This window comes from Allobosea caraganae (genome assembly GCF_003351345.1).
GTDB classification, from domain to species: Bacteria; Pseudomonadota; Alphaproteobacteria; order Rhizobiales; family Beijerinckiaceae; genus Allobosea; species Allobosea caraganae.
Genome location: NZ_QQTO01000037.1, coordinates 529469 through 541571 on the forward strand (window position 1 = coordinate 529469; position 12103 = coordinate 541571).

Here is a 12103-nt window from a genome sequence, read left to right on the forward strand (position 1 = left end):
GATGTCGCGCATTCTGGTGGTCGATGACGAGGAGGCCCTGCGCACGCTGGTGGCGCGCGGCCTCTCGCTCGACGGGCATGATTGCCTGATGGCGGCGGATGGCGCCGAGGCGCTCGATATCCTGATCGCCGAGAAGGGTCATTTCGACCTGCTGCTGACCGATATCCGCATGCCGCTGATGGACGGCATCGCGCTGGCGCTCGCCGCCAAGCAGGAATTCCCGGAGCTGACGATCATGCTGATGACCGGCTATGCCGAGCAGCGCGAGCGCGCCAAGAGCCTGGAGGCGATCGTCTCGGAGGTGATGACCAAGCCCTTCACCATCGCCGACCTGCGCACGACGGTCCTGAAGGTGATCGAGCGCTCGATCGGCTGACTCAACTTAGCGGTTCAGCCACCAGATCGAGACGTTGAGCAGTGTCGCGAACGAGACCCAGGCGAAGTATGGCCAAAACAGGTTCGCTGAAACCCGGTCCAACGACCGGAACCGCGCGATGGTGACGACGATCATCGCCAGCAGCGCTAGAATCACCACGATCCCGGCGGCCGGGCTCTGCAATCCGAAGAAGGCGCAGGACCAGAGCACGTTAAGCAAGAGCTGGACGTGATAGGCGGCGAGCGCTCCACGCCTGCCCGGCATCCCCTTCGGCAGCCGCAGGACGCGGAAGACGCTGAACGCCATCATCGCGAAGAGGGTCGTCCAGACCGGCGCGAACAGCCAGTTCGGCGGGTTGAACGGCGGTTTGACGAGGCCGGCATACCACGTGGGAATTTGCGGAAACGTCACGGTGCTACCGAGCAGCGAAGCGGCGACGACCGGAATGAGTGCTAGGATGGCGGCTTGCAGGAATGGCATGCAGGCGGCAACGCACGGTCCGGTCGCGGGTTTCATGTCCCCAGCATGGGCCGCACCTGCGCTGGGAACAAGCCATGGCGCTTGCGCAAGACCTCGCGGAATGAAATGAAACATCCACTATAGTGGACAAATTGGATCACTCCATGACCAAGCGCACGCTCCATCCCCGCTCGCTCGCCGCTCAGGCCATGGGCAAGATCGACCCGCTGACCAAGGCGGTGGTGCCGCCGATCCACATCGCCACGACCTATATCCGCGATGAGGACAACGCTTACAGCTCCGGCTTCGTCTACGGCCGCCCCGATAACGAGACGACGCGCGAAGCCGAAAGCGTGCTCGCCATGCTCGAGGAGGCCAAGGCCGGCGCGCTGCTCTTCGGCTCCGGCATGGCGGCGGCGACTGCCGTCTTCCAGGCGCTTTCGCCGGGCGACCATGTCGTCGCCTCCAAGGTGATGTACTGGGCGCTGCGCTCCTGGCTGCTGACCGAGGCGACGCGCTGGGGCCTCAAGATCGACTTCGTCGAGACCGACGACCTCGTCGCGCTCGAGGCGGCGGTGAAGCCGGGCGTCACCAAGCTGGTCTGGGCCGAGACGCCCTCGAACCCGCTCTGGACCATCACCGACATCGCCGGCGCCGCCGAGATCGCCCATGCCGCCGGCGCGAAGCTTGCGGTCGACTCGACCTGCGCCTCGCCGGTCCATACCCGCCCGCTGACGCTCGGCGCCGACATTGTCATGCATGCCGCCACCAAGGTGCTGAACGGCCATTCCGACGTCGTCGCCGGCGCGCTTTGCGCTCGCGAGGACGACGAGTTCTGGGGCCGCGTCAAGACCGTACGCAAGATGCAGGGCGGCATCCTCGGCCCGTTCGAGGCCTATCTGCTGATGCGCGGCATGCGCACGCTCCATGTCCGCCAGGAGCGCCAATCGGCCTCCGCTATGACGCTCGCCCAAAAGCTGTCGGCCCATCCGCTGGTGGCGCGCGTGCTCTATCCCGGCCTGCCGCAGCATCCCGGCCACGACATCGCCGCCCGGCAGATGGAGGGCGGCTTCGGCTACATGCTCTCGATCCAGGTCACCGGCGGCGAGGCGGCTGCGGTCAAGGCCGCTGCCCATGTCGAACTCTACAAGCGCGCGACCTCGCTCGGCGGCGTCGAGAGCCTGATCGAGCACCGCGCCTCGATCGAGGGCGCCGGTTCGCCCTGCCCGACCGACCTGCTCCGCCTCTCGACCGGCATCGAGGATGTCGAGGACCTCTACGCCGATATCGACCAGGCGCTGAGGGTTGGGCACGCGTAGACGACCTCTACCGGCAACCGAACAAAGCGCGGGGAACCCTCTCCTGTAAGGAGAGGGCAGGGTGAGGTGTAGGCCAGAACACCAGTGAAGCTGAACCAGCCGCCGCGGTTAGCTCACAGCTACAGCGTCAAACGGCCGACACCTCACCCCCACCCCTCTCCTTACAGGAGAGGGGCTCCCGCGCCCTTCTCGCGAACCTCACAGCCAAATCCCCTTCGCCACCGCCAGCAGCCGCGTGCGTTCGGCCAGCCCATTGCGCCCGCCATTGATCAGCCGCGTCACGCGCACGACGTCATCCCCATCCGCAGCCTCGTTGATGCCGCGCTCGCGCCAATAGGCGAAGGCGATGGCGAGCGAGATCGCCGGGTCCTTCGCCAGCTCAGGGTTCGCTTCGAGATCGAGCCCGAGCAGCGCGCCATAGCGCCGGTAGTTCGACCGGCCGGTGAGCTGGAAGACACCACGGCCGTGAAAGCGCGCACCGTCGCCCGGCTGCACGTTGCCGAGATCGCGCCGCCCCTCGTAGCGCGCGAAATAGGCCGTGTTGCCATACTCCTGCAGGGTGCGGAACCTGTCGGTCTCATGCGCCGCCTGGGCCAGGAAATGGCAGAGGCGCAGCCGCGTCGTGACGCCGTAATCCGCTGCCTGCCAGTCGAAGCCGGCGGCGATGCCGGCGATGATCGCGGGTTTGCCTGATGGCACCAGCCGGCGAAGTTTTTCCTCGGTGACGGCCAGAGTCGGCGGCTCCGGCAGGTCCGCAACCGTCTCGGCCCATCCAAACATCGACATTCGCAGCGCTCCCCAAGGGTGGAAAAGCGCCATCATGCGGCCGCTCGGAGCGCCGGGGATAAGCCGAAGCAACTATCCCCGAAATCGTCACAGCGCTGAAACAGCGCCTCGCTAGCTCCGGCCATTCCCAAAGGAGGTGACGACCATGCAAGCTCTCGAAACCAACCGCCGCGCGCTCCTGCTCGGTCTCGGCGCCGCCGCGCTGATGACCCAGGCCAGGCCCGCGTCCGCCCGTACTTTGCCGGCTCTGCCGACCGCCAATATCGGCGCCGACACGAGCTACTGGACCGCCGTGCGTAACCTCTACAGCGTCACGCCCGATATGGTGAACCTCGAAAACGGCTATTGGGGCATCATGGCCGAGCCGGTGAAGGCCGAGTACAAGCGCCTGACCGACTTCGTGAATTTCGAGAACACGGTCTATGCCCGCACCAAGATCGGCAAGGACCTCGACGATGTCCGCACACCGCTCGCCGCCTTCCTTGGCGTCGCCCGCGAGGAGATCGCCCTCTCGCGCGGCGCGACCGAGGCGCTGCAGGCGCTGATCTCCGGCTACAACAAGCTCAAGCCCGGCGACACCGTGCTCTATGCCGATCTCGACTATGACTCGATGCAGTATGCGATGAACTGGCTCAAGGGCCGCCGCAGCGTCGACGTCGTCAAGTTCGCCATCCCCGAGCCCGCCACCCGCCAGGCCGTGCTCGACGCCTACGACGGCGCGCTCAAGGCCAACCCGAAGACCAAGCTGCTGCTGCTGACCCATATCAGCCACCGCACCGGCCTGATGATGCCGGTCAAGGAGCTCGCCGCCATGGCCAGGGCGCGTGGCGTCGACGTCATCCTCGACGCCGCCCATAGCTGGGGCCAGGTCGACTTCCAGGCCAAGGACCTCGGCGTCGACTTCATCGGCTTCAACCTGCACAAGTGGATCGGCGCGCCGCTCGGCGTAGGCATGATCTACATCAACAAGGACCGCCTCGCCGACATCGACTCCTACATGGGCGACGAGGATTTCAAGGCCGACGACGTGCGCTCGCGCCTGCACACCGGCACGCCGAACTTCGCCGCCCAGCTCGCCGTCCCCACGGCGCTGGCGCTGCATCAGGAGATCGGCCCGCAGGCCAAGGAGGCGCGCTATCGCCACCTGCGCAACTATTGGGTCTCGAAGGCCCGCGAGCTGAAGGGTGTGGAGATCCAGACCCCGGACGATCCGAGCATGGTCGCCGGCATCACCTCCTTCGCGCTGACCGGCAAGCGCACGGCGGCCGAGACCAACGCGATCGTCGCGAGCTTGCGCGACCAGCACAAGGTGATGACGGTGCGCCGCGGCGGCGTCGCCAAAGGCGACACGATCCGCATCTCGCCGGCGCCCTACATCATGGAGGCCGACTTGGACCGGTTCGTCGCCGCGCTGGCGGTGGTGTCGGGTAATCGGGCGGGTTGAGTTCTTCCCTTCTCCCCTTGCGGGAGAAGGTGGCCCGCCGCAGGCGGGTCGGATGAGGGGTCGCGCCATCGTTTCCGGTTGGCGTGGCTGAGACGAAGCGCCGCAAGCGTCGCGCGACCCCTCACCCCAACCCTCTCCCGCAGGGGGAGAGGGGGCAGGTCGCGCTACCCCTTCGCCACCTTCTGGTAGTCCTTCACATCCGAAAAGCTGATCTCCGGCACGCGCTCGGAATCGTATTTCAGCGTGAACTGGCTGGACGCCATGAAGACCGGGTCGCCGTCGAGATCATCCGCCATCGACGAGGGCTTCAGCGCCACGAACTTCGCCAGCGCCAGCTTGTCCTCGCTCGAGACCCAGCGCGCGATCGCGAACTGGCACGGCTCGAAATCGACAGGCAGCGAATACTCCGCCTCCATCCGCTCCTTCAGCACGTCGAGCTGCAGCGCGCCGACGACGCCGACGATGGCGGGCGCGCCGTCATGCGGCAGGAAGAGCTGGACGACACCCTCCTCCGCCATCTGCTGGAGCGCCTCGCGCAGCTTCTTCGCCTTCATCGCGTCCTTGAGCTTGACGCGGCGCAGGATTTCCGGCGCGAAGCTCGGCACGCCCTTGAAGACGATGTCCTCGCCCTCGGTCAGCGTGTCGCCGATGCGCAAGGTGCCGTGGTTCGGCAGGCCGACGATGTCGCCGGCATAGGCCTCCTCGGCGATCGAGCGGTCGCGGGCGAAGAAGAATTGCGGCGCGTTGAGCGGCATCGGCTTCGCCGTCCGCACCAGCTTCGCCTTCATGCCGCGCGAGAGCTTGCCCGAGCACACCCGCATGAAGGCGATGCGGTCGCGGTGGTTCGGGTCCATGTTCGCCTGGATCTTGAAGACGAAGCCGGTCATCTTCGCCTCGCCCGCCTCGATCAGGCGCTTGTCGGCCACCTGCGCCCGCGGGCTCGGCGCGTAGCGGCCGAGCGCGTCGATCAGGTCGCGCACGCCATAGTCGCGCAGCGCCGCGCCGAAATAGAGCGGCGTCATATGCCCTTCGCGGAAGGATTCGAGGTCGAAGCGCTTCAGCCCCTCGCGCGCCAGGAAGACCTCCTCGCGCCAGGTCTCGGCCAGCCCGTTCGGCAGGAGCTCGTCGAAGAGCTTGTCGTCCTCGCCGGCGACCGGCGTGCCGGCGTCGCTCTCGTCGCCCTTCTGGTTGCGGCGGAAGGTGTTGGAGGCGAAGTCGAGCGTGCCCACGAACTCGCGCCCGCGCCCGACCGGCCAGGTCATCGGCGCGACGTCGAGTGCCAGCGTCGTCTCGATCTCGTTGATCAGGTCGAACGGATCGCGCGTCTCGCGGTCGACCTTGTTGATGAAGGTGACGATGGGGATGTCGCGGAGACGGCAGACCTCGAACAACTTCTTGGTGCGCGCCTCGATGCCCTTGGCGGCATCGATCACCATCACGGCGGAGTCGACCGCCGTCAGCGTGCGATAGGTGTCCTCCGAGAAGTCCTCGTGGCCCGGCGTGTCCAGCAGGTTGAAGACGTGCCCGGCATATTCGAAGGTCATCACCGAGGTGACGACCGAGATGCCGCGCTGGCGCTCGATCTTCATCCAGTCGGACGAGGTCTGGCGCCGCCCGGCCTTGGCGCGCACCTCGCCGGCGAGCTGAATGGCGCCGCCGAAATAGAGCAGCTTCTCGGTCAGCGTCGTCTTGCCCGCATCCGGGTGCGAGATGATCGCGAAGGTGCGCCGGCGCGCATAGGGCGCCTCCGCCGCAGCCGGGCTATCCAGGGTCGAGATATCGGTCATGGCGCTGTTGAAGACAGGAAGGGGCGGCCGCTGTCAATTCTTCAAGCGGTAGCCGGTCCGGAAGATCCAGCCGACCACGGCGATGCAGACGGCCAGGAAGACCAGCGTCATCGCCAGGCTGATGGCGATTCCGACGTCGGCAAGCCCGTAGAAGCTCCAGCGGAAGCCGCTGATCAGGTAAACCACCGGGTTGAAATAGGCGATGGTACGCCAGAAGCTCGGCAGCATCTCGATCGAGTAGAACGAGCCGCCGAGGAAGGTCAGCGGCGTCACCACCAGGAGCGGGATGACCTGCAGGCGCTCGAAGCCATCGGCCCAGATGCCGATGATGAAGCCGAACAGGCTGAAGGTCATCGCCGTCAGCACCAGGAAGAACAGCATGAAGACCGGGTGCTCGATCCTGAGCGGCACGAAGGCTGTCGCCGTCAGCAGGATGATCAGCCCGAGCAGGACCGATTTGGTCGCGGCCGCGCCGACATAGGCGATCACCGCCTCCCACCATGCCACCGGCGCCGAGAGCAGCTCGAAGATCGTGCCGGTGAATTTTGGGAAGTAGATCGCGAAGGAGGCGTTGGCGATGCTCTGCGTCAGCAGCGAGAGCATGATCAGCCCGGGCACGATGAAGGCGCCATAGGGCACGTCGCCGATCGTCGGCATATGCGAGCCGATCGCGCCGCCGAAGACGATGAAGTAGAGCGAGGTCGAGACCACCGGCGAGACGATGCTCTGCAACGGCGTGCGCCAGGTGCGCGCCATCTCGAACATGTAGATGGCGCGGATCGCGTGAATATTGACGGCCATCGCGCTCATTTGCGCTCCCTCACCAGGCTCACGAAGATGTCTTCCAGCGAGCTCTGGCTGGTGTTCAGGTCCTTGAAGCGGATGCCGGCCGAGGCGAGGTCCTGCAGCAGCGAGGTGATGCCGGTGCGCTCCGCCTTGGTGTCGTAGGTGTAGACCAGCTCCTCGCCATCGGCCGCGAGCGCGAGGTTGTACTGCGCCAGCGCGGCCGGCACCGCCGCCATCGTCTGCTGGAGCACGAGCGTCAGCTGCTTCTTGCCGAGCTTGCGCATCAGCTCGGTCTTGTCCTCGACCAGGATGATCTCGCCCTTGCTGATCACGCCGATCCGGTCGGCCATCTCCTCGGCCTCCTCGATGTAATGCGTGGTCAGGATGATGGTGACGCCGTTTTCGCGCAGGCGCCGCACCAGCTGCCACATGTCCTGGCGCAGCTCGACGTCGACGCCGGCCGAGGGCTCGTCCAGGAACAGGATCTGCGGCTCGTGCGAGAGCGCCTTGGCGATCATCACGCGCCGCTTCATGCCGCCAGACAGCGTGCGGATCGTCGAGTCGCGCTTGTCCCAGAGCGAGAGGTCCTTGAGGATCTGCTCGAGCAGCGCCGGGTTGCGCGGCTTGCCGAACAGGCCGCGGCTGAAATTCACCGTCGCCCAGACCGTCTCGAACGCGTCGGTGGTCAGCTCCTGCGGCACCAGCCCGATCTTGGTGCGGGCCGCGCGGTAGTCCTTGGCGATGTCGTGCCCGTCGGCCGTGACAGTGCCTGAGCTGGGATTGACCAGGCCGCAGATGATGCTGATCAGCGTCGTCTTGCCGGCGCCGTTGGGGCCGAGCAGCGCGAAGATCTCGCCGCGGTTGATGTCCAGGTCGACCGATTTCAGCGCGCTGAAGCCGGAGGCATAGGTCTTGGACAGGTTGGATACGGAGATGATTGGTGACATGGCGCCCATATAGGCGATGTGGCTGGGAGATGCGACCGCATCGCCATGCGCCGCAAGCGCGGCGGAAGAAGCAGGCGCGCCTGTCAGGGCGCGTCAGGAACCGGAGCCGCGCGCCGAAAGAGGCGTCTCTGCTCGCCGACGCCGACGTGACAGAGATCGAGACATGGCAAAGGCCGGGAGCAAACTCCCGGCCTCGATGTATTATTGGTAATTCTACGCCTCAGCGCATGAAGAACCACAGCAGGATGATGAGCGGGATCGGAACACCGAGCAACCACAGAGCAATCGAGCGCATGACATAGCCCCCTGTTGGACATTTATGCAGGAGGCAACGCCGTTGCGGCCGTGAATGTTCCGCTTGGCCAGGCACCAAACGCGGTGCCAGCGCCGCCATCGGCCGTTCTTACTTGAAGGCGATGCCCTTGACGATCTTGCCCATCGCGGCGTCATGCTCCTTGTGCCCGTCTTCCGAGGCCCAGTAGGTCAGCATGACGATCTTGCCGCTTGCGGCATTCGGGTTGATCGCGATGTAGCGGATGATCGAGGCGCCGTCCTCGGTCTTCGCCTTCAGCTCGGTGAAGGACCAGGCGCGGCCGTCGACCTCCTGCTTCACCGTGTCGGAGGCGCTGGTGATGGTGACCCCCTCCTTGGTGAAATAGGCCTCGTGCTCCTTCTGGACGGCCTCGATCTCGCCGGGCGCGACCAGCTCGAACCAGACATAGACCTCTTCGTCGGGCGACTTGATCTCGGCGCCGCGCGTGATCTTGCTGTGAGTCCAGTCGTCGGGAATGGTGACCGTGGCGACGGGGTCGGCCTCGGTGATGCTGACGGGACCGGCGAGGCTCGGGCCCGCCGGCAGGATAACGGCGCCGGCAAGGGCGAGCGTGAGGCTGAACGCGCAAACCAGGGTTCGCAGCATGGGAAATATCCTTGGTGGGATGGCTCGGAAAAGGGCGCGGCACACCAGCGTGGTCACGCCTCTGCCGCAACGGCAACTTGTCATCGCGCAAAAGCTTTGCAAGGCGGGCGCAGCCGGCTCAGGCAGAGTTTGCGACGCTGCTGTGCCAGCGAGGTTGATAGCCGTTCGCAAGCGCCACCAATGTTGACGGCGGTGTGACGACGGCGACGAAACCCGCCGGCCGAGCTTGCTTTTCAGCATAGCCCGCAGGCGTCCAGAGCAGCGCCGCCTTGCCCCGCAGCGCCAGCCATTCGCCCGGCGCGGCCTCGACCATCGCGCCATCGGGCAGGTCATCGGCCGGCAGCCTGTGCAGGCGCTTCGCTCGCCCGATCCGGCGCTCGCCATCGAGCAGCCGGTCGATCTCTGGAAAAAGCGGCGCCTCGTTCAGGCCGAGCCCGCGCACCAGCGCGGCGCGATAGCTGAGCGCATCGGCGCGGCGGCATTCCATGCAGGGCCGATGCCCGGCCGCCAGCGCCGTGACCTCATCGCAGAAGAACAGCTCGGTATAGAACCTGCCCCAAACCTCGCGCCGCCGGTTCTTGAAATCGAGCACGCAGCAGATCCATTGCCGGCTGGCATAGGCCCGCTCCGGCAGCGCCTGCGTCTCGGGATCATGAAAGCGCCCGCCGCGATTGCCGAAAAGCTCACCGCGCGCCGGATCGGCGAAGAGCGAGCCGTCAGGCCTGATGCGATTTGGCAGGGGCATGGGCGATCCGTTGGCGTAAGCGACAATCTCACTCTAGCGGAGTTTCCTGCCAGCGCATGGCGGCAGGTGCGGAGGGCCGACCTATTCCCGCAGCCCGGCTACCACGGGCGCGCGATAGGACATCAGCGCCGGCAGCAGCGAGATCGCGCTGCCGATGGCGAAGAGCAGGAGCACCATGAGGATCTCCTGGCTTCCCAGCGCGAAGGCGAGCCGCAGGCCGGTCTGGGCCTCGACCAGCCCGGAGACCGCGCTCGTGAACAGCGCGCCCACCGCGAGGCCTGTGAGGCAGCCGACGCCGATCAGCAGGGCCATGCCGAGCCAGACCACGAGCAGCACATAGGCCCGCGGCGCGCCCAGCGCCCGCAGCACGGCGTAGCGCCGCCGCCTGAGACCGGCGACCGCGACCAGCAGCAGCAGCACCGCTGCCAGGATCAGCACCGCATTCAGCACCGAGGCGACGACGAGGACGTTTCTGACATCGCCGAGCGCCCGGTAGAGCGTCACCAGCACCTCGGCCGGGAAGAAGGCCATCGTGCCGCCCTGGCGGTACTGCGCCCGCAATTGATAGGCGCCGGCGACGCTGCGCGGCTTCACGACCAGCGCCGGCACGCCGGGGATCTTCTGGCCATCGAAGGGCAGGCCGATGACATCCTCCGTGGCATGGCCATTGCCCAGCCCATGGATCTCCCAGACGCTCTCGATCGGCACCAGGATCGCGCGGTCCCAGGGCGAGCCCAGCCGCGGCAGCCGCCCGACCGCGACATAACCATGGCCCTCATGGCGATGCCCGGCCTCCTCCTCGTCGACCTGCCCCGGCTTCGCGGCATGGCCGAAGACGCCGTGCGAGGGCGCGATGGTCTCGCCGAGCTTGTAGAGCACGTCGGCGCCGAGCACGGCCTCGCCCTCTCTGGCGAAGAGGCGGCCCTCGGAGGGCTGCACCCGGCCCCAGCGTCCGGCGAAATTCGCGGTCGTGCCGATGATCGAATAGCCGCGGCTGACATCGCCGAAGGCGATCGGCGCCAGCGCCGCGACGCGCTCGTCCTTGGCCAGCGTGTTGAGCAGACGGCCGTCGATCAGCGGGATCGCATCGGGCTGGAGGTAGATGGCCGACATCAGCAATTGCGTCTGGCTGCCTGGCGCGCCGATCAGCAGGTCGAAATCCTCCGCCGCCGCCGCCGAGCTGCGCCTTAGCGCCCGCTCCTGCGCGCCGATGGCGACGCCAATAGCGACCGCGAGCGCCACCAGCACGACGATCGCCAGCGCGGTCCAGCGCAACGCCCTGATATCGGCCCAGACCATCGGAAACGGGTTCATGACGCGAGCGCCAGGGATTTGTTGGTGACCGTGCCGATCTCGACCACATCATTCATCCGCGCCAGCAGCGCGGCATCGTGCGAGGCGCAGATCAGCGTCGCGCCAGCCTCCGCCGCGACCTCGACCAGGAGCGAGCCGACCTCGGCTGCATGCGCCGCGTCCAGGCTCGCGGTAGGCTCGTCGGCGAGGATCAGCGCCGGCCGGTTCAGCACGGCGCGCGCGATCGCGACGCGCTGCTGCTCGCCGCGCGAGAGCACGCGCGCCTTGCGGCGGAGATCGCCGAGGCCCATGCGCTCAGCCAGCGCCGCGGCTCGCTCGTGATGAGCCCTGTCGATCCGCCAAGCCGAGAAGGTCGCCGGCAAGGTGATGTTGGCGGCGACGTCGAGTTCGGGGATCAGGTGAAAATCCTGGAAGACGAAGCCGATCGTCTCGCGGCGCCAGCGGTCGCGGGCCGAGACCGGCAGAGCTGAGACGCTCTTGCCGTCCCAGGCGACGGTGCCGGCATCGGGCACCAGCAAGCCGGCCACCAGATGCAGCAGCGACGTCTTGCCGGAGCCGGACGGGCCGCGAAGCCCGATGCGTGCGCCGGCCGAGATGGTGAGGTCGGGAATGTCGAGCACGCGGAAGGGACGGCCATCGCCCCCGCGATGGTCGAGCGTCACGCCGTGGAGATGGAGCGTCTTCGCCGCAGCTTCTGGCAAGCCGTCAGGCAACGCGGAAACCGGCATCGACGAGTCTGATCTGGCTGACGAAGCCGGTGTCGGGATCGGTCGCGGAGCCGATCTCGAGCCGCCCGGTAACAGTGACCTTGCGCCCGGCGCTAACCATCGGCGTCTCTTCCTTCATGAAGATCACGACGATATCGACCGGCCAGTCGGCATCGGACTGGCAGAACGGGCAGATCGCCAGCGGCTCTCGCGTCAGCACGAAGAAGCGGCTCTCGGGCTTCAGCGGCGGCGCCATGTAGCCGACGATCCGGGCCTCCTGGCCGCGTAGCGCGGTGACGCGGTCGGAGAACTGGAAGCCGAGCACCCCGAAGGATTTGTAGAGGCTGTCGAAGGCGATCAGCGCCGGCTCGGCCGCAAGGGCCGGCCCGGAAAAGCCTAGCGCCGCGAGCCCCTGGAGGAGCCCGCGGCGGGAGAAGGACATGGGGGAGATGCGCAGACGCATAAGACGCTCCTTCATCCCCCCGTTTGCGCGCTTTCCGTTCGGCCGGTATCG

At 66.8% G+C, this 12103-nt stretch carries 13 protein-coding genes; 3 read left to right on the plus strand and 10 right to left on the minus strand.

Going from position 1 to position 12103, the window contains the following annotated elements; genetic code table 11:
* Position 1 precedes the first annotated feature (1 nt).
* On the plus strand, positions 2–376 hold the full coding sequence (locus DWF00_RS26950) for a response regulator (protein WP_114828127.1): 375 nt from the start codon (positions 2–4) through the stop codon (positions 374–376).
* A gap of 6 nt (positions 377–382) precedes the next feature.
* Here DWF00_RS26950 and DWF00_RS26955 read toward each other — a convergent pair whose 3' ends face one another.
* Positions 383–892, minus strand: a complete 510-nt coding sequence (locus DWF00_RS26955; RefSeq protein WP_245974328.1) for a TspO/MBR family protein — start codon at positions 890–892, stop codon at positions 383–385.
* A 107-nt stretch (positions 893–999) separates the two neighbouring features.
* Between DWF00_RS26955 and DWF00_RS26960 the strand changes: the two genes are divergently transcribed.
* On the plus strand, positions 1000–2154 hold the full coding sequence (locus DWF00_RS26960) for a trans-sulfuration enzyme family protein (RefSeq protein WP_114828125.1): 1155 nt from the start codon (positions 1000–1002) through the stop codon (positions 2152–2154).
* A gap of 198 nt (positions 2155–2352) precedes the next feature.
* Here DWF00_RS26960 and DWF00_RS26965 read toward each other — a convergent pair whose 3' ends face one another.
* Entirely contained in the window at positions 2353–2940 is a 588-nt protein-coding gene (locus tag DWF00_RS26965; protein ID WP_181832524.1) for a glycoside hydrolase family 19 protein, read from the minus strand.
* Between the two features lie 145 nt (positions 2941–3085).
* Between DWF00_RS26965 and DWF00_RS26970 the strand changes: the two genes are divergently transcribed.
* Entirely contained in the window at positions 3086–4384 is a 1299-nt protein-coding gene (locus tag DWF00_RS26970; protein WP_114828123.1) for an aminotransferase class V-fold PLP-dependent enzyme, read from the plus strand.
* 164 nt (positions 4385–4548) lie between these two features.
* Here DWF00_RS26970 and DWF00_RS26975 read toward each other — a convergent pair whose 3' ends face one another.
* The 8 genes from DWF00_RS26975 to DWF00_RS27010 form a co-directional block, all read right to left on the minus strand.
* Entirely contained in the window at positions 4549–6171 is a 1623-nt protein-coding gene (locus tag DWF00_RS26975) for a peptide chain release factor 3 (RefSeq protein ID WP_114828122.1), read from the minus strand.
* Between the two features lie 33 nt (positions 6172–6204).
* Positions 6205–6972, minus strand: coding sequence for an ABC transporter permease (locus DWF00_RS26980; RefSeq protein WP_114828449.1), 768 nt, complete (start codon positions 6970–6972; stop codon positions 6205–6207).
* A gap of 5 nt (positions 6973–6977) precedes the next feature.
* Positions 6978–7904, minus strand: a complete 927-nt coding sequence (locus DWF00_RS26985; RefSeq protein WP_181832523.1) for an ABC transporter ATP-binding protein — start codon at positions 7902–7904, stop codon at positions 6978–6980.
* 403 nt (positions 7905–8307) lie between these two features.
* The gene (locus DWF00_RS26990; protein ID WP_114828120.1) at positions 8308–8823 is read right to left on the minus strand and encodes a hypothetical protein; all 516 of its coding nucleotides are present in this window, start codon (positions 8821–8823) and stop codon (positions 8308–8310) included.
* 118 nt (positions 8824–8941) lie between these two features.
* Complete coding sequence (locus DWF00_RS26995; RefSeq protein WP_114828119.1) at positions 8942–9568, minus strand: hypothetical protein; 627 nt, start codon at positions 9566–9568, stop codon at positions 8942–8944.
* Between the two features lie 81 nt (positions 9569–9649).
* Complete coding sequence (locus DWF00_RS27000) at positions 9650–10882, minus strand: FtsX-like permease family protein (protein ID WP_245974329.1); 1233 nt, start codon at positions 10880–10882, stop codon at positions 9650–9652.
* Positions 10879–11610: an ABC transporter ATP-binding protein gene (locus DWF00_RS27005; protein ID WP_114828117.1), complete on the minus strand. Its 732-nt coding sequence runs from the start codon at positions 11608–11610 to the stop codon at positions 10879–10881. The genes DWF00_RS27000 and DWF00_RS27005 overlap by 4 nt, the downstream gene beginning before the upstream one ends.
* A complete protein-coding gene (locus DWF00_RS27010) occupies positions 11588–12052 on the minus strand; it encodes a hypothetical protein (protein ID WP_210207856.1) in 465 nt (154 codons plus the stop codon). Before DWF00_RS27010 ends, DWF00_RS27005 begins: the two co-directional genes overlap by 23 nt.
* Positions 12053–12103: the final 51 nt, after the last annotated feature.

Coding starts and splice junctions, on each gene's coding strand:
- DWF00_RS26950 (WP_114828127.1), top strand. CDS start 2: ATGTCGCGCATTCTGGTGGTCGATGACGAGGAGGCCCTGCGCACGCTG.
- DWF00_RS26955 (WP_245974328.1), bottom strand. CDS start 892: ATGAAACCCGCGACCGGACCGTGCGTTGCCGCCTGCATGCCATTCCTG.
- DWF00_RS26960 (WP_114828125.1), top strand. CDS start 1,000: ATGACCAAGCGCACGCTCCATCCCCGCTCGCTCGCCGCTCAGGCCATG.
- DWF00_RS26965 (WP_181832524.1), bottom strand. CDS start 2,940: ATGTCGATGTTTGGATGGGCCGAGACGGTTGCGGACCTGCCGGAGCCG.
- DWF00_RS26970 (WP_114828123.1), top strand. CDS start 3,086: ATGCAAGCTCTCGAAACCAACCGCCGCGCGCTCCTGCTCGGTCTCGGC.
- DWF00_RS26975 (WP_114828122.1), bottom strand. CDS start 6,171: ATGACCGATATCTCGACCCTGGATAGCCCGGCTGCGGCGGAGGCGCCC.
- DWF00_RS26980 (WP_114828449.1), bottom strand. CDS start 6,972: ATGGCCGTCAATATTCACGCGATCCGCGCCATCTACATGTTCGAGATG.
- DWF00_RS26985 (WP_181832523.1), bottom strand. CDS start 7,904: ATGTCACCAATCATCTCCGTATCCAACCTGTCCAAGACCTATGCCTCC.
- DWF00_RS26990 (WP_114828120.1), bottom strand. CDS start 8,823: ATGCTGCGAACCCTGGTTTGCGCGTTCAGCCTCACGCTCGCCCTTGCC.
- DWF00_RS26995 (WP_114828119.1), bottom strand. CDS start 9,568: ATGCCCCTGCCAAATCGCATCAGGCCTGACGGCTCGCTCTTCGCCGAT.
- DWF00_RS27000 (WP_245974329.1), bottom strand. CDS start 10,882: ATGAACCCGTTTCCGATGGTCTGGGCCGATATCAGGGCGTTGCGCTGG.
- DWF00_RS27005 (WP_114828117.1), bottom strand. CDS start 11,610: ATGCCGGTTTCCGCGTTGCCTGACGGCTTGCCAGAAGCTGCGGCGAAG.
- DWF00_RS27010 (WP_210207856.1), bottom strand. CDS start 12,052: ATGCGTCTGCGCATCTCCCCCATGTCCTTCTCCCGCCGCGGGCTCCTC.